20 protein-coding genes are annotated in these 20,960 nt (G+C 72.3%); 19 read left to right on the top strand and 1 reads right to left on the bottom strand.

The genetic code is table 11. The features are described from left to right. Nucleotides 1-3: 3 nt before the first annotated feature. Genes ACPWUT_RS06600 through ACPWUT_RS06580 form a run of 5 tightly spaced genes read left to right on the top strand, consistent with a single transcriptional unit; the run spans nucleotide 4 to nucleotide 4,269 of the window. Nucleotides 4-834, top strand: a complete 831-nt coding sequence (locus tag ACPWUT_RS06600; RefSeq protein WP_425841859.1) for a shikimate dehydrogenase family protein — start codon at nucleotides 4-6, stop codon at nucleotides 832-834. A gap of 4 nt (nucleotides 835-838) precedes the next feature. Then, on the top strand, nucleotides 839-2,050 hold the full coding sequence (gene aroC / locus ACPWUT_RS06595) for a chorismate synthase (protein ID WP_284527159.1): 1,212 nt from the start codon (nucleotides 839-841) through the stop codon (nucleotides 2,048-2,050). Continuing rightward, on the top strand, nucleotides 2,047-2,610 hold the full coding sequence (locus ACPWUT_RS06590) for a shikimate kinase (protein ID WP_284527156.1): 564 nt from the start codon (nucleotides 2,047-2,049) through the stop codon (nucleotides 2,608-2,610). Before aroC ends, ACPWUT_RS06590 begins: the two co-directional genes overlap by 4 nt. Next, nucleotides 2,607-3,695, top strand: a complete 1,089-nt coding sequence (gene aroB / locus ACPWUT_RS06585) for a 3-dehydroquinate synthase (RefSeq protein WP_425841854.1) — start codon at nucleotides 2,607-2,609, stop codon at nucleotides 3,693-3,695. Before ACPWUT_RS06590 ends, aroB begins: the two co-directional genes overlap by 4 nt. Nucleotides 3,696-3,708: 13 nt before the next feature. After that, nucleotides 3,709-4,269, top strand: coding sequence for a GNAT family N-acetyltransferase (locus ACPWUT_RS06580; RefSeq protein WP_284527153.1), 561 nt, complete (start codon nucleotides 3,709-3,711; stop codon nucleotides 4,267-4,269). A 3-nt stretch (nucleotides 4,270-4,272) separates the two neighbouring features. On the opposite strand, the gene ACPWUT_RS06575 is transcribed toward ACPWUT_RS06580, so the two are convergent. Continuing rightward, nucleotides 4,273-4,659 carry a VOC family protein gene (locus ACPWUT_RS06575; protein ID WP_425841851.1) on the bottom strand — a complete coding sequence of 129 codons (387 nt, stop codon included), beginning with the start codon at nucleotides 4,657-4,659 and terminating at the stop codon, nucleotides 4,273-4,275. Nucleotides 4,660-4,721: 62 nt separating this feature from the next. On the opposite strand from ACPWUT_RS06575, the gene ACPWUT_RS06570 reads away from it, so the two are divergent. The 14 genes from ACPWUT_RS06570 to gmk all read left to right on the top strand — a co-directional run bounded on the left by ACPWUT_RS06570 (nucleotide 4,722) and on the right by gmk (nucleotide 20,936). Beyond that, on the top strand, nucleotides 4,722-5,180 hold the full coding sequence (locus ACPWUT_RS06570; protein ID WP_425841848.1) for a type II 3-dehydroquinate dehydratase: 459 nt from the start codon (nucleotides 4,722-4,724) through the stop codon (nucleotides 5,178-5,180). A 102-nt stretch (nucleotides 5,181-5,282) separates the two neighbouring features. Then, complete coding sequence (gene efp / locus ACPWUT_RS06565; RefSeq protein ID WP_284527148.1) at nucleotides 5,283-5,843, top strand: elongation factor P; 561 nt, start codon at nucleotides 5,283-5,285, stop codon at nucleotides 5,841-5,843. Nucleotide 5,844: 1 nt separating this feature from the next. After that, nucleotides 5,845-6,255 carry a transcription antitermination factor NusB gene (gene nusB, locus ACPWUT_RS06560; RefSeq protein WP_284527147.1) on the top strand — a complete coding sequence of 137 codons (411 nt, stop codon included), beginning with the start codon at nucleotides 5,845-5,847 and terminating at the stop codon, nucleotides 6,253-6,255. 37 nt (nucleotides 6,256-6,292) lie between these two features. Beyond that, nucleotides 6,293-9,223 carry a DEAD/DEAH box helicase gene (locus ACPWUT_RS06555; RefSeq protein WP_425841843.1) on the top strand — a complete coding sequence of 977 codons (2,931 nt, stop codon included), beginning with the start codon at nucleotides 6,293-6,295 and terminating at the stop codon, nucleotides 9,221-9,223. 80 nt (nucleotides 9,224-9,303) lie between these two features. After that, a complete protein-coding gene (locus tag ACPWUT_RS06550) occupies nucleotides 9,304-10,881 on the top strand; it encodes a Rieske 2Fe-2S domain-containing protein (RefSeq protein WP_425841840.1) in 1,578 nt (525 codons plus the stop codon). A gap of 25 nt (nucleotides 10,882-10,906) precedes the next feature. Beyond that, complete coding sequence (locus ACPWUT_RS06545; protein WP_425841839.1) at nucleotides 10,907-11,320, top strand: hypothetical protein; 414 nt, start codon at nucleotides 10,907-10,909, stop codon at nucleotides 11,318-11,320. A gap of 60 nt (nucleotides 11,321-11,380) precedes the next feature. After that, nucleotides 11,381-11,911, top strand: coding sequence for a bifunctional pyr operon transcriptional regulator/uracil phosphoribosyltransferase PyrR (gene pyrR, locus ACPWUT_RS06540; protein WP_425841836.1), 531 nt, complete (start codon nucleotides 11,381-11,383; stop codon nucleotides 11,909-11,911). Beyond that, entirely contained in the window at nucleotides 11,908-12,879 is a 972-nt protein-coding gene (locus tag ACPWUT_RS06535; RefSeq protein ID WP_284527138.1) for an aspartate carbamoyltransferase catalytic subunit, read from the top strand. The genes pyrR and ACPWUT_RS06535 overlap by 4 nt, the downstream gene beginning before the upstream one ends. Further along, nucleotides 12,876-14,207: a dihydroorotase gene (locus tag ACPWUT_RS06530; protein ID WP_425841832.1), complete on the top strand. Its 1,332-nt coding sequence runs from the start codon at nucleotides 12,876-12,878 to the stop codon at nucleotides 14,205-14,207. The genes ACPWUT_RS06535 and ACPWUT_RS06530 overlap by 4 nt, the downstream gene beginning before the upstream one ends. Beyond that, on the top strand, nucleotides 14,204-14,734 hold the full coding sequence (locus ACPWUT_RS06525) for a hypothetical protein (protein ID WP_425841829.1): 531 nt from the start codon (nucleotides 14,204-14,206) through the stop codon (nucleotides 14,732-14,734). The genes ACPWUT_RS06530 and ACPWUT_RS06525 overlap by 4 nt, the downstream gene beginning before the upstream one ends. Further along, a complete protein-coding gene (gene carA / locus ACPWUT_RS06520) occupies nucleotides 14,731-15,894 on the top strand; it encodes a glutamine-hydrolyzing carbamoyl-phosphate synthase small subunit (RefSeq protein WP_425841826.1) in 1,164 nt (387 codons plus the stop codon). The genes ACPWUT_RS06525 and carA overlap by 4 nt, the downstream gene beginning before the upstream one ends. Continuing rightward, nucleotides 15,894-19,181 (top strand): carbamoyl-phosphate synthase large subunit, encoded by a 3,288-nt coding sequence (gene carB, locus ACPWUT_RS06515; RefSeq protein ID WP_425841823.1) that lies wholly within the window; start codon nucleotides 15,894-15,896, stop codon nucleotides 19,179-19,181. Before carA ends, carB begins: the two co-directional genes overlap by 1 nt. Then, nucleotides 19,178-20,047 (top strand): orotidine-5'-phosphate decarboxylase, encoded by an 870-nt coding sequence (gene pyrF, locus ACPWUT_RS06510; protein ID WP_284527132.1) that lies wholly within the window; start codon nucleotides 19,178-19,180, stop codon nucleotides 20,045-20,047. Before carB ends, pyrF begins: the two co-directional genes overlap by 4 nt. Further along, the gene (gmk, locus tag ACPWUT_RS06505) at nucleotides 20,040-20,936 is read left to right on the top strand and encodes a guanylate kinase (protein ID WP_284527130.1); all 897 of its coding nucleotides are present in this window, start codon (nucleotides 20,040-20,042) and stop codon (nucleotides 20,934-20,936) included. Before pyrF ends, gmk begins: the two co-directional genes overlap by 8 nt. Nucleotides 20,937-20,960: the final 24 nt, after the last annotated feature.

The raw sequence follows: 20,960 nt of genomic DNA, 5'->3' as shown, positions 1-20,960 counted from the left end.
GGCATGCCCGCACTCGAGGTGTGGGGCGACCCCATCGACCACAGCCTCTCGCCGGCGCTGCACACCGCCGCCTACGCCGAACTCGGCTGGGAGGACTGGACCTACGGCCGCAGACGCGTCGCGGAGGCCGACTTCGCGCGTGAGCTGTCGAGCCTCGGGCCGGACGTCCGGGGCCTGTCGTGCACGATGCCGCTCAAGACCGCCGTGCATGCGGTCGCCGACGAGCGCGACACCCGCACCGAGCTGACCGGCGCGGGCAACACCCTGCTGCTGACCGAGGGCCGGCGTCGCGCGTTCAACACCGACGTCGGCGGCATCGTCCGCGCACTGGAGGAGGCCGGGATCGAGCGACCCGCGTCGGCCCGCATCGTCGGCGCCGGCGCGACGGCGACGTCGGCCCTGGTCGCGCTCGCGGAGTGGGGCGTCGGCCTCGTCGACGTCGTCGCCCGCCGGCCCGACGCGATCGCCGGGCTGCAGGCGCTCGGCGACCGGCTCGGGGTGGCGGTGGACGCGGCTCCGCTCACCGCCCGCTTCCATCGGCCGCATCCGCTCACCCTCGCGACCCTTCCCGGCGACGCACCGGTCGGGTCGGACGTCGCCGAGAGCCTCGCGGCAGCCGGGGGCGTCCTCTTCGACGTGGTCTACGGGCACTGGCCCACGGTGCTGGCGTCGGCCTGGCAGGACGCGGGGCTGCGCGCGGTGAGCGGCGAGGGCATGCTGCTGCATCAGGCGGTGCTGCAGATCCGCATCTTCGCGACCGCGGACGTGACCGAGCCGCTGCCGGACGAGCAGGCCGTCGTGGCCGTCATGCGGCGCGCGCTCGTGGGAGGATAGTCGAATGCTCCGCGTGCTCACGGCCGGCGAATCGCACGGCCCCGAACTCGTCGCCCTCATGGAGGGACTGCCCGCCGGCGTCCCCGTCTCGCGCGCCGCCATCCAGGCGGATCTCGCGCGCCGGAAGCTCGGCTACGGCCGCGGTTCGCGGATGAAGTTCGAGGAGGACGAGCTCACGATCTCGGCCGGCGTGCGACACGGCCTGAGCCTCGGGAGCCCCATCGCCCTGCGCATCGGCAACACCGAGTGGCCGAAGTGGATCGAGGTCATGAGCCCCGAGCCGGTCGAGCTCACCGAGAAGTCCCGCGGCCGCTCGGCCGCCCTCACCCGTCCCCGCCCGGGGCACGCCGACCTCGTCGGGATGCAGAAGTACGGCTTCGACGAAGCCCGCCCGATCCTCGAGCGGGCGAGCGCCCGTGAGACCGCCGCCCGCGTGGCGCTCGGAGCGGTCGCCCGCGCCTTCCTGAGCGAGCTCGGCATCCGCCTCGTCAGCCACACCCTCTCCATCGGCCCGGTGCGCGTTCCCGACGCGGCGGCGCTCCCGACGCCCGACGACGTCGATGCGCTGGACGCCGACCCGCTCCGGTGCTTCGACGCCGACACGAGCGCCGCGATGGTCGCCGAAGTCGACGCCGCCCGCAAGGACGGCGACACGCTCGGGGGGATCGTGGAGGTGCTCGCCTACGGCCTGCCGCCGGGGCTCGGCTCCCACGTGCAGTGGGACCGCCGACTGGACGCCAAGCTGGCGCAGGCGCTCATGAGCATCCAGGCCATCAAGGGCGTGGAGGTCGGAGACGGCTTCGAGACCACGCGCCGCCGCGGCTCCGCCGCGCACGACGAGCTGTTCGCCAGCGACAGCGGCATCGCCCGCGCCACCGACAAGGCCGGCGGCACCGAGGGCGGGATGTCGACGGGGACGGTCCTGCGGGTGCGTGCCGGCATGAAGCCGATCGCGACGGTCCCTCATGCGCTGCGCACGATCGACGTGTCCACCGGCGAGGCCGCCACCGCGCACCATCAGCGCTCCGACGTCTGCGCCGTCCCGGCTGCCGGCGTCGTCGCCGAGGCGATGGTCGCCCTGACGCTCGCCGAGGTCGTCCTCGAGAAGTTCGGCGGCGACAGCGTCGCGGAGACCCGCCGCAACCTCGAGGGGTACCTCGCCGCGATCCCGGCGAACCTCGCGACGTCGCCGATCAGCGACGCCGCACACGGATGACGAGCCCCGCGATCGTCCTCATCGGTCCCATGGGGGCCGGGAAGACGAGCATCGGCAAGCGCGTCGCGCGCGCCCTCGGCCAGCCCTTCTCCGACAGCGACGCCGCCGTCGTGCGCGCGCACGGTCCCATCGAGGACCTCTTCCGCGATCACGGCGAGGCCCACTTCCGCGCCCTCGAGCGCGAGGCCGTCCGCGCCTCGCTGGACCGCGGCGGAGTCGTGGCCCTCGGCGGCGGGGCGATCCTCGACGCCGACACCCAGCGGGATCTCGCGGGACACCGCGTCGTGCTGCTCACGGTCGGGCCGCAGACCATCGAGTCGCGCATCCGCGGGACCCGGCGTCCGCTCCTGCAGGGCGCCGACGCGGTCGCCCGCTGGACCGCGGTCTTCGAATCGCGACGCGCGGTGTACGAGCGTCTCGCGGACGTCGTCTTCGACACGTCGGCCGGTCCGCTGCAGGAGGTCGTCGACGCCATCGTGCACTGGGCGCGCTCCACGGCGCCCGACAGATCCGCAGGGGCGGACAGACCCCCGCAGCCCGACACAGGAGAGCAGTCGTGACCGAGAACACCGTCATCACCGTCGCGGGCGAGCAGCCGTACGACGTCATCGTCGGGCGCGGCATCCTTCCCCTCATCGGCGACGCCCTGCCCGAGTCGGCCCGCAAGGTGCTCATCGTGCACCCGCCGACGCTGGCCGCCCAGGCCGCCGACCTGCGCGAGACGCTGAGCCGCTCGCACGGTGCCGACCGTCAGGTGCTCCTCGCCGAGATCCCCGACGCCGAGCAGGGCAAGCGCGTCGAGGTGGCCGCGTTCTGCTGGCAGGTGATGGGTCAGGCGGACTTCACCCGCACCGACGCCGTCGTGGGCTTCGGCGGGGGAGCGGTGACCGACCTCGCGGGCTTCGTCGCCGCGACCTGGCTGCGCGGCGTCGCGCTCGTCCAGGTGCCGACGACGGTGCTGGGCATGGTGGATGCCGCAGTCGGCGGGAAGACCGGTATCAACACCGCCGAGGGCAAGAACCTGGTGGGAGCGTTCTGGCCGCCGCGGGCCGTGATCTGCGACCTGGACCTCCTCGACTCGCTCTCCGAGAACGAGCGGGTGGCCGGGTTCGCCGAGGTCGTCAAGGCCGGCTTCATCTGGTACCCCGAGATCCTCGACCTCATCGAAGCCGACCCCGTGGCCGTCGTCGATCCGCACAGCGACGCGTTCCGCCGCTGCATCGAGCTGGCCATCGACATGAAGGCCCGCGTGGTGGGGGAGGACCTGCGCGAGGCGGGGCTGCGGGAGGTGCTCAACTACGGCCACACCCTGGGCCACGCCATCGAGCACGCCGAACGCTACCGCTGGCGCCACGGCGCCGCGATCTCGGTGGGCATGCTGTTCGCCGCCGAGCTCTCGCGCCTGGCGGGCCGGCTCTCCGATGCGGCGGCGCAGCGACACCGCGACATCCTCGAGCTGCTGGGCCTTCCGACGAGCTACCGTGTCGGCGCGTGGAACCAGCTCCTGGCCACGATGCAGCGCGACAAGAAGACGCGCGGCTCGATGCTGCGCTTCATCGTGCTCGACGACATCGGCAAGCCGACGGTCCTGCAGGCCCCCGACGAGTCGCTGCTGTTCGCCGCCTACCAGGAGGTCGGCCAGTGACGGGGCCGCGGCGGTGACCCCGCCGCCCACGGCGCGCCGGGTGCGGCTCCACGAATGGGCTGCCGTGCGCGACCTGCGCCTGGAGGCGGTGGCCGACCCCGCGGCGGGAATCGCGTTCCTCACCACATCGGCGGAGGAGCTCGCCCGCGACGAGTCGTTCTGGCGCCAGCGCACCGCCGGTGCGGCCCTGGGGGAGGACGCCGCGCAGTTCGTCGCCGACACCGGCGCCCGCTGGGTCGGGACGGCGACCGTGCTGATGCGGGAGACGGGCGCCCGGGATCACCTGGACCGCGTCGTGCTCGCTCCCCGCGCCGATGTGGTCGGAGTGTACGTGTCGCCGTCGCACCGGGGGACGGGCGTGCTCGGCGCGCTGCTGGACGCTGCCGCCGCCTGGGCCGCGGCGCGGGGCGCGGACGCCCTCACCCTCGACGTGCACGCCGACAACGCCCGTGCGCAGGGCGCCTACCGGAAAGCGGGATTCGCACCCACCGGCGTCGCGTTCACGAGCAGCATCGGTCCGGAGATCGAGATGAGCCGGCCCATCCCGCCGGCCGGGGCGCCGGACGGTCGCTGACGGTCAGTCGGCGACGATCTCGGCCTTGAAACCCGCGGCGTTCTCGATCCAGCCCGCGTAGTGATCCGGGCCACCGGCGTGCGGATAGCGGTCGTGGTAGAGCGGCGACCAGCCGTGCGCGGGCGCGTCGGCCAGGAGGGCGTCGACGTCCTCGCGGGAACCGCCGCGGAAGGCGAGGTGGTTCACTCCCGGTCGACGCCGGTCGTGGGCCGCGGCCGACAGGTTCGGCGACGTCGTGAACGTCAGGTACGCCCCGTCGGCCTGCCAGGACGACCCCTCGGACCAACGCGCCGTCTCGGCGAATCCGAGCCGCCCCAGCAGCCACCCCCAGTCGCGGCGGGCGGCATCGGCATCCGCGATCCAGATCTCGACGTGGTGAAGTCCCGGCACGGCTGCCAGTCTGCCACCGCCTGCGCCGTCCTCGGCACGCGGTCGACCGGTAGGGTGCTGACGTGTCCACACCTCGTCGCCTGCTGCTGGTCAACGGCCCGAACCTGAACCTCCTCGGCACGCGCGAGCCCGAGATCTACGGCCGCGAGTCGCTGGCCGACGTCGAGGCGCTCGTCGCGCGGACTGCTCAGGAGCGCGGCTACGAGGTGCGCGCGGTGCAGAGCAACCACGAGGGCGTCCTCATCGACGCGATCCACGCCGCACGCACGGACTGCGCGGCCATCGTGATCAATCCGGGCGGTCTCACGCACACCTCGGTGGTGCTGCGCGACGCGCTGGCAGGCGTCGCGCTCCCGGTCGCCGAGGTGCACATCTCCGACGTCTACGCCCGGGAGGAGTTCCGACACCACTCCTTCGTGCGCGACGTCGCCGTCGTCCACGTGATCGGCGAGGGCGTGGCCGGATACGCGCGCGCCGTGCGGCTGCTCCTGGACGTCGTGACCGGCCTCGCCGACGGCTGACGACGCGATCCCGTAGAATCGACTGTCGGCCCGCGCCGGATCCCTCTGGGGTCCTCTTCGCGCCGCGGCCCCGAACTCCCACACGAACGGATCCTCTTCCTCATGGCATCGACCGCAGACATCAAGAACGGCGTCGTCCTCAGCATCGACGGCCAGCTCTGGAACGTCATCGAGTTCCAGCACGTCAAGCCGGGCAAGGGCGGCGCGTTCGTGCGTACGAAGCTGAAGAACGTGGTCTCGGGCAAGGTCGTCGACCGCACCTACAACGCCGGCGCCAAGATCGACATCGAGAACGTCGACCGCCGCGACTTCACGTACCTCTACAACGACGGCGAGGGGTTCGTCTTCATGGACGTCGCCGACTACGACCAGATCACGGTCGGCGCCGCCACGGTCGGCGACGCCGCGAACTTCCTGCTCGAGAACCAGCAGGTCCAGATCGCCCTCAACAACGGCAACCCGCTCTACGTGGAGCTTCCCGCCTCGGTCGTGCTCGAGATCACCTACACCGAGCCCGGCCTCCAGGGCGACCGCTCCTCGGCCGGCACGAAGGCCGCCACGGTCGAGACCGGGTACGAGATCCAGGTCCCGCTGTTCGTCGAGACCGGCACGAAGGTCAAGGTCGACACCCGCACGGGTGACTACCTCGGCCGCGTCAGCTGAGGTGAGCGCCCGGAGCAAGGCGCGCAAGCGCGCCCTCGACATCCTCTACCAGAGCGATGTGCGCGGCGACGACCTCGCCACGACCCTCGCCGCCGAGGCCAAGCGCGCGGCGAGCGAGCCGGCGCGCGAGGCCTCATGGCTGTACGCGCGCGAGATCGTCGACGGCGTGATCGACAACCGCGACGAGATCGACGAGCAGATCATCACCCACGCGCGGGACTGGAAGCTCGAGCGCATGCCCGCGGTCGATCGCGCCGTGCTGCGCATCGGCGTGTGGGAGATCCTCTTCAACGCCGAGGTGCCCACCGCCGTCGCCATCGACGAGGCGGTGGAGCTCGCCAAGGAGCTCTCGACCGACGACTCGGGCGCGTTCGTGCACGGCGTGCTGGCGCGCATCGCCCGGGCGAGCTGACCGGGCGACGTCGCAGCCCGCTGCGAGGATCGAGTCCATGACGACCTCGCGCGCCCGCTCGTGGCGCGCCGTCCTGCCCGGCGGGATGGACGTGCCCCCCGAGCAGTGGGACGAGGTCGCCCTCGGGGTGCAGCTGCGTCGGCGCGAGGGCGACGAGGCCCACTGGGGCCCGCGGCGCGTGGAGCCGGCGACGCCGCGCAGCGTGGAGTCGCCGGGCGGTGAGCTGCGGCTGGCGGTGAGGCCGCTGGTCCGCGGCGGAGCGCGGGCGGAGTGGGTTCGCGGCGACCTCACGTGGGAGACGCTGCGGCGGGGTGCGTGGCGCACCGATCCCGCGCGACGCCGGTGGTTCACGACGCTCTACGGCATCGCCCACGACGTGCGGGTGTTCGGAGGCTACGGCGACTCGGACTGGCTCACCCTCGACGGCGTGGATTCCGACCTCCTCTGGCCGCACCTGCGCGCCGCCGCCGACCTCGGCATCCCCCTCGTGGCCACGCGGGCCGATCAGCGTCTGAGCGTGGGCGGCCAGTCCGACGTGACGGTGCGCATCGACGCCGACGGGGCCGGGCTGCGCGTGCACGCCGAGGCGCGCATCGACGGCCGCGCCGCGCCGCTGGCGCGTCCGATCGGGACCGTCGGCGTCTACACGGTGGAACGGGAGGGCGACACCCTCCACATCCGGGCGGCTCCGGCCGCTCTCGGCGCGGGCACGCGCGCCCTCCTGGCGGCGGGTGGGCCCACGGCGGTGCCGGGCGAGGACGTCGACGAGTTCCTGCGCCACGGGTTCCCGCTGCTGTCCCGCGAGACACGGGTGACCGCCGGCCGAGGCGTGCGACTGCCTCCGCCGCAGCCCACGGTGCTGGTGCTGACGATCGACCAGCGACCCCGCGATGTGCTCGACTACGCCTTCGACTGGCAGCTGCCGGGCGGCGGACGCGAGCCGCTGACGGCCCCCGGCCCGACGGGGGAGGCGGCTGCGGCGCGCGCCGACCGCCGGGGCGCCCTGGTGCGGGCGTGGGAGTCCGCCGCCGACCTGCCCTTCTCGCCCGCGGGGCAGCTACGCGGGATCGACGCCGCCGAGTTCGCCACGCGTGTGCTGCCGGCCGTGCAGGCCCTCGACGACGTGCGCGTGGAGGCGCGCGGGATCGCCCGGCAGTACCGCGAGCTCACCGGCGACCCGCGCATCACCGTGTCGACCGTCGAGACGACCGACGCCGACTGGTTCGAGCTCGGCATCCTCGTCGACATCGACGGACGCCGCATCCCCTTCGCCCCGCTGTTCACCGCGCTCGCCCAGCGGCGGAAGCGGATGCTGCTCTCGGACGGCGCCTACTTCTCGCTCGCGCACCCGGCGCTGGACCGCCTGCGGGAGCTGATCGACGAGTCCCGCGATCTCGTCGAGTGGGAGGCCGGTCCGCGCGTCAGCCGCTACCACGTGGACCTCTGGGAGGAGTTCGAAGACCTCGCCGATGTCGCGGAGCCCGCGGTCGCCTGGCGCGCGGCGATCGCCCGGCTGCGCGATCAGCCGCCGGCGACCTCCGCCCCGCCTCCACCCGGCGGGCTCGCGACCGCGCTGCGGCCGTACCAGCTCGACGGCTTCCGCTGGCTCGCGGCGCTGTGGGAGGCGGGCCTGGGCGGAGTCCTCGCCGACGACATGGGGCTCGGCAAGACGCTCCAGGTGCTGGCCCTGATCCTGCACGCCCGAACGCGGTCCGACGATCGGCCGGCACTCGTCGTCGCGCCCACGTCGGTCGTCCCGGCGTGGCGCGACGAAGCCGCCCGCCACGCCCCCGGCCTCCGCGTCCAGACGGTGGAGGCGACCGGGGTGCGCCTGGACGCCGTCGACGCCGACGTGATCGTGACCTCCTACGCGCTCCTGCGACTCGACGCCGCCGCCTACGCGGCGCGGGACTGGTCGCTCGTGGTGCTCGACGAGGCGCAGGCCGTCAAGAACCCCCGCACGCGGGTGCACCGGGCCGCCCTCGAGCTGCGAGCGCGCGCCCGCGTGGCCGTGACGGGCACGCCGCTGGAGAACAGCCTCGCCGACCTGTGGGCGATCCTCGCGCTGACCTCGCCCGGGCTCTTCCCCTCGGCGCGGCGGTTCCGCCAGGAGTACCTGACGCCCATCGAGGACGGCAAGGCGGAGGAGAACCTCGAGGGCGGGGCGTCGCGCGAGCGTCGTCTCGCACGACTGCGCCGGCGCATCCGCCCCTACCTCCTGCGGCGCACGAAGGCGCTCGTCGCTCCCGATCTGCCGCCGCGGCAGGAGCAGGACGTCCGGGTGGAGCTGACCAGCGGACACCGCGCGGTCTACGAGCGCGTCCTGCAGCGCGAGCGGCGGAAGGTCCTGGGGCTGCTCGACGACCTCGACAGCCACCGTTTCATCGTCTTCCGGTCCCTCACCCTCCTGCGGATGCTGGCGCTCGCCCCGTCGCTGGTCGACCTGGGCGGCGGCGGGCTCGGGTCGAGCAAGCTCGACGCCCTCCGCGACCGCCTCGCGGAACTCGCCGCCGAAGGTCGCCGCGCGCTCGTCTTCAGCCAGTTCACCTCCTACCTCGACATCGTCGAGCGCGATCTGCGCGCGCACGGCATCGGCACCTCCCGGCTCGACGGCTCCACCCCGCGCCGGGCCGAGGTGATCGACGCGTTCCGCCGGGGCGACGATCCCGTCTTCCTCATCAGCCTCAAGGCCGGAGGCGTGGGACTGACCCTCACCGAGGCGGACTGCGTGTTCCTCCTCGATCCGTGGTGGAACCCCGCCGCCGAGCAGCAGGCGATCGACCGCACCCATCGCATCGGGCAGACGCGACCCGTCACCGTGTACCGCCTCATCGCGGCCGGCACGATCGAGGAGAAGGTCGTGGAGCTCCAGCAGCGGAAGGCGCGGCTCTTCCGCGCCGTCCTGGACGACGGCGACGCCTTCTCCGCGGCGCTGTCGGCCGACGACATCCGCGCTCTGCTGTCCTGAACCGGCGGCGGTCACGGCCCGCCGCCGGGAGGATCCGGGACCGCTCGCGTAGACTCGACGGGCTCGACAGAAAGGTAGTCATGCGGATCACTGGCCTGGGCCACGCGGGCATGTTCATCGAGACCGAGGGCGGCAGCATCCTCTGCGACCCGGTCATCGGGCCGAGCTTCTTCGGCTCGTGGTTCCCGTTCCCCGACAACCGCGGCCTGGACTGGGAGAGGTTCGGCGCCGCCGACTTCCTCTACATCTCGCACCGCCACCGCGACCACCTCGACCCGGCGCTGCTGCGACGGCACGTGCGCCGCGACATCCGCGTGCTGCTGCCCGAGTACCCGACCGACGACCTCGAGAAGGACATCCGGGCGCTCGGCTTCGAGAACATCGAATACACCCAGGCGGGCGTCCCCCTGCACTTCGGGGCGCTGAAGCTCATGGTCACCCCGCTGCGCGCCCCGAGCGACGGCCCGATCGGCGACTCGTCGCTGAGTGTCGACGACGGGACGGCGAGCATCCTGAACCAGAACGACTCCCACCCGCTCGACCTCGAACGCCTGCTGGGCTTCAGCAAGCCCGAGGCGTACTTCACCCAGGTCTCCGGCGCGATCTGGTGGCCGATGGTCTACGACCTGCCGCAGGACGCCAAGCAGAACTTCGCCCAGCTCAAGCGCGACGCGCAGAACAAGCGCGCGATGTACTACATCGAGAAGGTGGACGCCGAGCACGTCTTCCCGATGGCGGGGCCTCCCATGTTCCTGCGCGAAGAGCTCTTCCGCTTCAACGGCTGGGGCGCCGAGGACGACTCGATCTTCACCGACCAGCGTCAGTTCCTCGCCCACATGCGTCAGCTGCGGCCGGAGCAGAGGGGGTACGAGTTCCTCCCCGGCACGCAGGTCGACCTCGTGAACGGCGAGATCACCGTGACGCAGACCCTGTACACGCAGGACGAGATCGACCGCGTCTTCGACGACAAGTGGGCCTACCTCGCCGAGCAGCGCGACGCGCGACAGGACGAGATCCGCGCCGAGGAGGCCGGTCGCTCCGAGGTGCTGCCCCCGGAGGAGATGCTGCAGGCCATCAAGGAGTGGTGGGAGCCCCTGCTGCGGCGCGCCCGGACCATCCGCAACGGCGTCGGCGGCAACGTGCGCTTCCGCATCGGCGACCTCGACATGGTGGTGGACTTCCCCCGCGCCAAGGTGCGCGAGTACGCGGGCGAGGAGTGCATCTACTGGTACACGATCCCGGCCGACCTCGTCTCGACCAACATCGCCGACGGCGAGATCGACTGGTCGAACTCGATCTTCCTGTCGATGCAGTTCGAGGTGGGGCGCAGCGGGAAGTTCAACGAGTTCCTCACGACGTTCCTCAAGTGCCTCTCCCGCGACCGGATCGAGTACGTCGAGAACTGGTACGCGGAGCAGTCCGACCAGACCGAGGACGCCGAGATCGGCGACTGGACCGTGCAGCGACGCTGCCCGCACCTGCGCGCCGACCTCACGAAGACCGGCAAGATCGAGGACGGCGTGCTCACCTGCGCGCTCCACGACTGGAAGTGGGACCTCGCCTCGGGCAAGTGCCTCACGACACCCGGGCACCCGATCCGCGCGTCGCGCTCCGTCGACGGCGGCCTCACCGAGGCGGCGACGCAGCCCGCCGCGTGACGGACGCCCGACCCGAGTGACCGCCGTGTCCCGTCGCCGACCCACCGCCCTCGACCTCGTCGACGTGTTCGTCTACGTCGTCATCCTGGGCCTGACGGTGCAGTTCCTCCCGGGCGTGCTGAGCGAGAGCTTCGTGCTCACGCTCCTGACCGCCGTACTGCTCAAGGCCGTCCTCGAGGTGGTGCTGGCACTGAAGACGCGCGTCATCCGCAGCCTCCGCTCCGCCGACGCGCCCCTGCGGCGCGTCGCGGCGATCGCGACGCTCGTCCTCATCCTCCCGGGAAGCAAGCTGCTGGTCCTGTGGCTCGTCGACGTGGTCTTCGGCGACGCCGTGCGTCTCGGCGGCTTCTTCGCCGTCACCGGCCTGATCGTCGTGCTGATGCTGGCGCGCGCCGGCGTGCGACGCGTCCTGGCACCGCGGACCCCCGCCGACGGGTAGAGTGGAGCGAACCACAGCAACCTTTAACACCGTCCTGTGAGGCGGAGAAGGGAGCGGCGGATGAGCACGCGAACCGTGCTGCACGGCGCCGACATCGCCCGGGCCCTGACTCGGATCTCCCACGAGATCCTGGAGTCCAACAAGGGGCCCGAAGGTCTGGTCCTCCTCGGCATCCCCACCCGCGGGGTCTCGCTCGCCGAGCGCATCGGCGCCCTGGTGTCCGAGTTCAGCGGCGCCGCCGTGCCGGTGGGCGCGCTGGACGTCACGATGTACCGCGACGACCTGCACCGCAACCCCACCCGCACCCCGCGCCCGACGCAGATCCCGCCCGGCGGTGTGGACGGACGCACGGTCGTGCTGGTCGACGACGTGCTGTTCTCCGGCCGCTCGATCCGCGCGGCGCTGGACGCGCTGGGCGACATCGGACGGCCGGCCGCCGTGCGGCTGGCGATCCTCGTCGATCGGGGCCACCGCGAGCTTCCGATCCGTCCCGACTTCGTCGGCAAGAACCTCCCGAGCGCCCGCGACGAGCGCGTCAACGTGCGCCTCGCCGACGTCGACGGCATCGAGGAGGTGACGATCGAGTCATGAGGCATCTGCTCGACACGAAGACCCTGTCCCGCGAGGAGGCGCTGCGCATCCTCGACGTCGCCGAGGACATGCGCGATACGCAGTCCCGCGAGATCCGCAAGCTCCCGACGCTGCGCGGCAAGACGGTCGTCAACCTGTTCTTCGAGGACTCCACCCGCACCCGGATCTCCTTCGAGGCCGCCGCCAAGCGCCTCTCCGCCGACGTCATCAACTTCTCGGCGAAGGGCTCCTCGGTCTCCAAGGGCGAATCGCTGCAGGACACGGCGCAGACCCTCCAGGCGATGGGAGCCGACGCCGTCGTCATCCGCCACGGCGCCTCCGGCGCGCCCCACACCCTCGCCACCAGCGGCTGGATCTCGGCCGGCGTCGTGAACGCCGGCGACGGCACCCACGAGCACCCCACCCAGGCGCTCCTGGACGCCTTCACGATCCGGAAGCGCACGTTCGGCGACGACAGCCGGGGACGCGACCTCGAGGGACTGAGCGTCACCATCGTCGGCGACGTGCTCCACTCGCGCGTGGCCCGCTCCAATGTCTGGCTCCTGACGTCGCTGGGCGCCCGCGTCACCCTCGTCGCCCCGCCGACCCTCGTGCCGCAGGACGTGTCCGCCTGGCCGGTGCGCATCGCCTACGACCTCGACGAGGCTCTGGCGAGCGGCCCCGACGCGGTCATGATGCTCCGCATCCAGCTGGAGCGGATGACCGCCGCGTATTTCCCGACTGAACGGGAGTATTCGCGGCGGTGGGGTCTGGACGCCGAACGTCTGGCGGCCCTGCCGGCAGGTAGCATTGTGATGCACCCCGGTCCGATGAACCGCGGGCTGGAGATCTCCGCCGACGCCGCCGATTCACCCAGGTCGACCGTGCTCGAGCAGGTCGCCAACGGCGTCTCGGTGCGCATGGCGGCGCTCTACCTGCTGCTGGCGGGGGAGCGGACCGACACGACCGCCGAGGAGGACGCCCGATGACCCGTCGAGACGATTCGGGGGCCTCGCCGGTCCTCGTGCGCGGCGCCCGCCTGCCGGGCGGAGAGACGACCGACCTGATCCTCGCCGATGGCCGCATCGACGAGGTCGGCTCGGGACTGAGCCGCAGCGGCGCGACGGTGGTCGACGCCGACGGGCTCGTGGCCCTGCCGGGGCTCGTCGACCTGCACACGCACCTGCGCGAGCCGGGGTACGAGGCCTCGGAGACCATCCTCACCGGATCGCGCGCCGCGGCCGCCGGCGGCTACACCACGGTCTTCGCCATGCCCAACACCTCGCCGGTCGCCGACACCGCGGGCGTGGTCGAGCAGGAGCTGGCGCTCGGCGAAGCGGCCGGCTACGTGCACGTGCAGCCCATCGGCGCCGTGACCGTGGGCCAGAAGGGCGAGCGGCTCGCGGAGCTCGGCGCCATGGCGTCGTCCCGGGCGCGCGTGCGCGTCTTCAGCGACGACGGCTTCTGCGTCTTCGATCCGCTCATCATGCGCCGGGCGCTGGAGTACGTGAAGGCGTTCGACGGCGTCGTCGCCCAGCACGCGCAGGACCCGCGGCTCACCGAGGGCGCGCAGATGAACGAGGGCACGGTGTCGGCGGAGCTCGGCCTCGCCGGATGGCCGGCGGTGGCCGAGGAGTCGATCATCGCGCGCGACGTCCTGCTCGCCGAGCACGTCGGCTCCCGCCTGCACGTGTGCCACCTGTCCACGGCCGGCTCGGTGGACATCATCCGGTGGGCCAAGCGGCGCGGCGTGGACGTGACCGCCGAGGTGACCCCGCACCACCTGCTGCTCACCGAGGAGCTGGTGCGGGGCTACGACCCGCGCTTCAAGGTCAATCCGCCGCTGCGGCGCGACGAGGACGTCCGGGCGGTCCGCGAAGGACTGGCCGACGGCACGATCGACATCGTCGCGACCGACCACGCCCCCCACCCGGCCGAGGCGAAGTCCTGCGAGTGGCAGGCCGCGGCCAACGGCATGGTCGGGCTGGAGTCCGCGCTCCGGGTCGTGCAGCAGGCCGTCGTCGACACGGGGATGCTCACGTGGGAGGACGTGGCGCGCGTCATGTCGACCGCGCCCGCGCGCATCGGACGCCTCGCCGAGGCCGGCACCGACCTCGTCATCGGTGCGCCGGCGTCGCTGACCCTCTACGACCCGGCGCCGTCGGCCGTCTTCACGCGGGAGGACCTGCGCGGTCGCAGCACGAACTCGCCCTACGTGGGCCGGGAGCTTCCCGGCTCGGTCCGCTGGACCTTCTTCCGGGGCGCGGTGACCGTCGCCGAGGGCGCGGTCGTCGACCTCGCGGAGGTCCCCGCATGACCCGGGAGCTCGCGCTGCTCGTCATCGTCGCCGTCGCCGTGCTGCTCGTCGGCTCGGGCGTCTGGGCGTGGCGCCGCCGGGTGCGGCGCGACAGCGCCCTCTCGGCGCCGATCGGCGAGATCCCGGCGGACGCGAAGAACCTCACCGTCTTCTCGGGCTTCTACGTCGCCACCACGCGGCACGACGAGCCGCTCGAGCGACTCGCCATCCGCCGCCTGGGCTTCCGCTCGCGCGTCGACCTCACGGTGACGACCGCGGGTGTCGTCCTCGACCTGCCGGGGCAGCCGAGGCTGTTCCTCCCCACCGCTCGCCTCGTCGGCGTCGACCGCGCCTCGGTCGCCATCGACCGCGTCGTGGAGCGGGACGGACTGGTCCGTCTCACCTGGCACGCCGACTCCGGGCAGACCACGACGCCCGTGGACTCCTACTTCCGCCCGCAGGACGCCTCCGCCGGCGCCCTGGCCGATGCCGTGGCCGGCATCCTCCCCGCACCGACTCCGACCACCCCGACGGGAACCGACGCATGACCAGCCCCTTCTCACCGACCCTCGACCCCGCCGTGCTCGTCTTCGAGGACGGCTCCCGTCACCCGGGCCGCGCCTACGGGGCGCGCGGAACGACCCTGGGCGAGGTGGTGTTCGCCACCGGCATGACCGGCTACCAGGAGACCCTCACCGACCCCTCCTACGCCGGGCAGATCGTCCTGCAGACCGCCCCGCACATCGGCAACACCGGCATGAACGCCGAGGACGTCGAGTCGCGCCGCATCTGGGTCTCCGGCTACATCGTGCGCGACCCCTCCCGCGTCGTGTCGAACTGGCGCTCGGAGGAATCGCTCGACGAGGCCCTCGAGCGCGACGGGATCGTGGGCATCAGCGGCATCGACACCCGCGCCGTCACGCGCGTCCTGCGCTCGGCCGGCAGCATGCGCGGAGCGATCTTCTCCGGCGACGCCGCGGCGATCGACGCCGACGAGCAGCTGCGGATCGTCCGCGAGGCGCCGGAGATGTCCGGGCGGAACCTCTCGGCGGAGGTGTCGGTGACCGCGGCCGAGATCACGCCCGCCGCGGAGGGCGTGCCCCACCTCGGAAACCTCGCCGTGCTCGACCTCGGCGTCAAGCAGGCGACCGTCGTGAACCTCGCCGCGCGCGGCTTCGACGTGCACGTGATGCCGCAGAGCGCGACGATCGACGACATCCGGGCGATCGATCCGGTCGCGGTGTTCTACTCCAACGGCCCGGGCGACCCCGCCGCCTCCGACGACCATGTGTCGCTCCTGCGCGCGGTCCTCGACGAGCGCCTGCCCTTCTTCGGGATCTGCTTCGGCAACCAGCTGCTCGGGCGGGCCCTGGGCTTCGGCACCTACAAGCTGCCGTTCGGCCACCGGGGCATCAACCAGCCGGTGCTGGACAAGCAGACCGGGCGGGTGGAGATCACGGCGCACAACCACGGCTTCGCGGTCGACGCGCCCATCGAGGGCACGGTGGACAGCCCGAACGGCTACGGCCGGGTCGAGGTGAGCCACGTGGGCCTCAACGACAACGTCGTAGAGGGCCTGCGCGCCCTCGACCTCCCCGCGTTCTCGGTGCAGTACCACCCCGAGGCCGCCGCCGGGCCCCACGACGCCAACTACCTCTTCGACCGCTTCGCCGAGCTGGTCGTGTCGACCCAGAAGGACAACAACTGATGCCCAAGCGCGACGACATCACCAGCGTCCTCGTCATCGGCTCCGGGCCGATCGTCATCGGCCAGGCGTGCGAGTTCGACTACTCGGGAACGCAGGCCTGCCGCGTGCTCCGCGAGGAGGGCGTCCGCGTCATCCTGGTCAACTCCAACCCGGCCACCATCATGACCGACCCCGACTTCGCCGACGCGACCTACATCGAGCCCATCACCCCCGAGGTGATCGAGACGATCATCGCCAAGGAGAAGCCGGATGCCATCCTGCCCACCCTCGGCGGCCAGACCGCGCTCAACGCCGCGATGGCCCTGCACGACCGCGGCATCCTGGAGAAGTACGACGTCGAGCTGATCGGCGCGAAGGTCGACGCCATCCGCAAGGGCGAGGACCGGCAGATCTTCAAGCAGCTCGTGCTCGACGCCGGCGCCGACGTGGCGCGCAGCGTCATCGCCCACACCATGGACGACCTCCTCGCCGGGGCCGCCGAGCTCGGCTACCCGCTGGTCGTGCGCCCCTCGTTCACCATGGGCGGGCTCGGCTCCGGCTTCGCCTACGACGAGGCCGACCTCCGCCGCATCGGCGGTGCCGGCCTGCGCGACTCGCCGACCACGGAGGTGCTGCTGGAGGAGTCCATCCTCGGCTGGAAGGAGTACGAGCTCGAGCTCATGCGCGACACCTCCGACAACACGGTGGTCGTCTGCTCGATCGAGAACGTGGACCCCGTCGGCGTGCACACCGGCGATTCGATCACCGTCGCCCCGGCGCTGACCCTCACCGACCGCGAGTACCAGAAGCTCCGCGACATCGGGATCGACATCATCCGCGCCGTGGGCGTGGACACCGGCGGCTGCAACATCCAGTTCGCCGTCGACCCCGCCTCGGGCCGCATCATCGTCATCGAGATGAACCCCCGGGTGTCCCGCTCCTCGGCGCTGGCCTCCAAGGCGACCGGCTTCCCGATCGCCAAGCTGGCGGCCAAGCTCGCCATCGGCTATCGCCTCGACGAGGTGCCCAACGACATCACCCAGGCCACGCCCGCGAGCTTCGAGCCGACCCTGGACTACGTCGTCGTGAAGGTGCCGCGGTTCAACTTCGAGAAGTTCCCCAACGCCGACACGACCCTGACGACCACCATGAAGTCGGTCGGCGAGGCGATGGCGATCGGCCGCAACTACGCCACGGCGCTGCAGAAGGCGCTCCGCTCGCTCGAGAAGCGCGGCTCCAGCTTCCACTGGGGCCCCGAGGACCGCTCGGTCGAGGAGCTCCTGGAGATCGCCACGCGCCCCACCGACGGCCGGATCGTGGTCCTGCAGCAGGCGCTGCGCAAGGGCGCGACCATCGAGCAGGCCTTCGAGGCCACCAAGATCGACCCCTGGTTCCTCGACCAGATGGTGCTCATCAACGAGGTGGCCGAGTACATCCGGCAGGCGCCGGAGCTCGACGCCGCGACGCTGCGCGTCGCCAAGGAGCACGGCTTCAGCGACGCGCAGATCGGCCAGCTCCGCGGCCTCGCCGAGGAGGAGGTGCGCGGCGTGCGCTGGGGACTGGACGTGCGCCCGGTCTACAAGACCGTCGACACGTGCGCGGGGGAGTTCCCCGCCCTGACGCCGTACCACTACTCCTCGTACGACACGGAGACCGAGGTGATGCCGTCCGACCGCAGGAAGGTCGTGATCATCGGCTCCGGCCCCAACCGCATCGGCCAGGGCGTCGAGTTCGACTACTCCTGCGTCCACGCGTCGTTCGCCCTGTCGGCGGCCGGCTTCGAGACGATCATGGTCAACTGCAACCCCGAGACGGTGTCCACCGACTACGACACGAGCGACCGCCTGTACTTCGAGCCGCTGACGCTCGAGGACGTCCTCGAGGTCCTGCACGCCGAGGCGCAGTCGGGGACGATCCACGGCGTCGTCTGCCAGCTCGGCGGCCAGACCCCGCTGGGCCTGGCGAAGGGCATCGAGGAGGCCGGATACACGATCCTGGGCACGAGCCCCGCGGCCATCGACATCGCCGAGGAGCGCGAGCTGTTCTCGCAGCTGCTCGATCGGGCGGGCCTGATCGCGCCGCGTCACGACACGGCCGTCGACGAGGCCGGTGCCGTCGCGATCGCCGAGGAGATCGGCTACCCCGTGCTCGTGCGCCCGAGCTTCGTGCTGGGCGGCCGCGGCATGGAGATCGTCTACGACACCGACAGCCTGCGCGACTACTTCGTGCGCACCGCCGGCGAGGTCGTCATCGAGGAGGGCAAGCCCCTCCTGGTGGACCGATTCCTCGACGACGCGATCGAGCTCGACGTCGATGCGCTCTACGACGGCCACGAGCTGTACGTCGGCGGTGTCATGGAGCACCTCGAGGAGGCCGGCATCCACTCCGGCGACTCGTCGTGCACGCTGCCGCCGGTCTCGCTCGGCCGCACCGAGATCGACCGGGTGCGCACCGCCACGCTCGCGATCGCCGAGGGCGTCGGGGTGCGCGGCCTGCTGAACGTGCAGTTCGCGGTCTCGGCGGGCGTCCTCTACGTCATCGAGGCCAATCCGCGCGCCTCGCGCACCGTGCCGTTCGTCTCCAAGGCGCTGGGGATCCCGCTCGCCAAGGCCGCCAGCCGCATCATGGCCGGCGCCACCATCGCCGAGCTCAAGGCCGAGGGCCTGCTGCCGGTCGAGGACGGCTCGCGGGTGCCGCTGGATGCGCCGGTCGCCGTCAAGGAGGCCGTGCTGCCGTTCAAGCGCTTCCGGACCGCCGACGGTCACACCGTGGACTCCGTGCTCGGCCCCGAGATGCGCTCCACGGGCGAGGTGATGGGGATCGACCGCGACTTCCCGACCGCCTTCGCCAAGAGCCAGGCAGCCGCCTACGGCGGGATGCCGACCGAGGGCACGGTCTTCCTGTCGGTGGCCGACGACGACAAGCGTGCCGTCATCCTCCCCGCGCACCGGCTGCAGGAGCTCGGGTTCCGGCTCACCGCCACCGAGGGGACGGCCGAGATCCTCGCCCGCAACGGCATCCGGGTCGAGGTCGTGAACAAGTACTCGGCCACGCAGCAGACGGGGGAGCGCAACGTCGTCGACCTCATCAACGCCGGGGAGATCGACATCGTGGTGAACACGCCCTCGGGCGGCATCGCGCGCGCCGACGGCTACGAGATCCGCGCCGCCGCGGTGGCTGCCGACAAGGCCCTGTTCACGACGATGGCCGTGCTCGGCGCCGCCGTCAGCGCGCTGCCGGTGCTGCGGGAGGGCTTCTCGGTGAAGAGCCTGCAGGAGTACGCCGCCGACCGGAAGGCGGCGGTGTGACCGGATTCGGGGAGCGCCTCCACGCCGCGCTGGGCGCCCGGGGGAGGCTGTGCGTCGGCATCGACCCGCACGAATCCCTGCTCCGCGCGTGGGGGCTCCCGGTGGACGCGGCCGGTGCGCGGGAGTTCGGGCTGCGCGTCGTCGAGGCCGCCGCGCCCCGGGTCGCCGTCGTGAAGCCCCAGGTGGCCTTCTTCGAGCGCTTCGGCTCGGCCGGGTACGCGGCACTCGAGGAGGTCATGTCCACGGCGCGCGCGGCCGGGCTGATCGTGCTCGCCGACGCCAAGCGCGGCGACATCGGCACCACCATGGACGCCTACGCCGCGGCCTGGCTGACGCCCGGCGCCCCGCTGGAGGCGGATGCCGTCACGGTCAGCCCGTACCTGGGCGTCGGCGCGCTGCGCTCCACCTTCGAGCTCGCACGCGAGGGCGGCAAGGGCGTCTTCGTCCTCGCCGCCACGAGCAACCCGGAGGCCGCGTTCATCCAGGGCGCCGCGCCGCAGTCGGCCGTGCACGAAGACGGAGCCGTGCGCACGAACCCGACGATCGCCGCAGACGTCGTCGACGAGGTCTCGTCCTTCAACCGGGCCGGAGACGGCGTGCTGGGCGACATCGGGTTCGTGATCGGCGCGACCGTCGACGCCGCGTCCTACGGGATCCCGGTGCCGATCCAGCCGGCGGCACCGATCCTCGCGCCCGGGTTCGGCGCCCAGGGGGCGCGGCTGTCCGCGCTGAGCGCCCTGTTCGGCGCCAACGCGTCGACTGTGCTCGCCAGCGCCAGTCGCAGTATCCTCTCCGACGGACCCGCCGGTCTCGCCGACGCGATCGACGCCCACAACCGCGAACTCCAGGAAGCACGCCATGACTGACGCCCGCCGCCCGCCCGAGGTCGACCGCGCCGCCGCGTCACGCCGCGCCGTCGCCGCCCGACGCGAGCGCGCCTCCCTCAAGCGCGACGTGGCGACGCGGGTGATCAGCCCGCAGGAGCTGCTGCGCCGCGCGCTGGCCGATCCGCACTCGCCCGCCGGTGCGATGCGCGTCACCGAATTCCTGACGGCGTTGCCGGCGATCGGCGAGGGCAAACGCGATCGCATCCTCGCCGACCTCGAGATCTCGCCCGTCAAGCGCCTCGGCGGCCTGGGCAGCCGGCAGCGGGCCGAGCTGGAGGCCTTCCTCGACGGGCGCTGGCCCGAGCCCCGCCCGCGCGAGGGCCGTAGCCGCCTGGTCGTGCTGGCCGGGCCCACCGCGGTCGGCAAGGGGACCGTGGCAGCGCACATCAAGGCGCATCACCCCGAGATCCTCCTGTCGGTCTCCGCGACCACGCGCGCACCGCGCCCCGGCGAGGTCGACGGCGAGCACTACTACTTCGTCGACGACGCCGAGTTCGACCGGCTGATCGCCACCGGGGCGCTGCTGGAGCACGCGACCGTCCACAACGCCTTCCGCTACGGCACGCCGAAGGCGCCCATCGACGCCGCCCTTCGGGAGGGGCGCACGGTGCTCCTCGAGATCGATCTGCAGGGCGCCCGCCAGGTCCGCGCCGCCGCCCCGGATGCCAACCTCGTCTTCCTCCTCCCGCCCAGCTGGGACGAGCTGGTGCAGCGCCTCGTCGGCCGCGGCACCGAAGACGCCGAGGAGCGCGCCCGCCGGCTGAAGACCGCGCGCGTCGAGCTCGCGTCGCAGGGCGAGTTCGACCATCACGTCGTCAACGACGACGTGGCGCGGGCGGCGGCCGAGGTGGCCGCCCTCGCGCACTGAACGGCGGCGGGACTGTAGAATGGT

Origin of the sequence: Microbacterium sp. PA5, from assembly GCF_049860775.1 — a bacterium.
In the GTDB taxonomy this organism is placed as follows: Bacteria; Actinomycetota; Actinomycetes; order Actinomycetales; family Microbacteriaceae; genus Microbacterium.
Note: the sequence above shows the minus strand (reverse complement) of the source record. Positions and strands in the feature narration are given on the sequence as shown.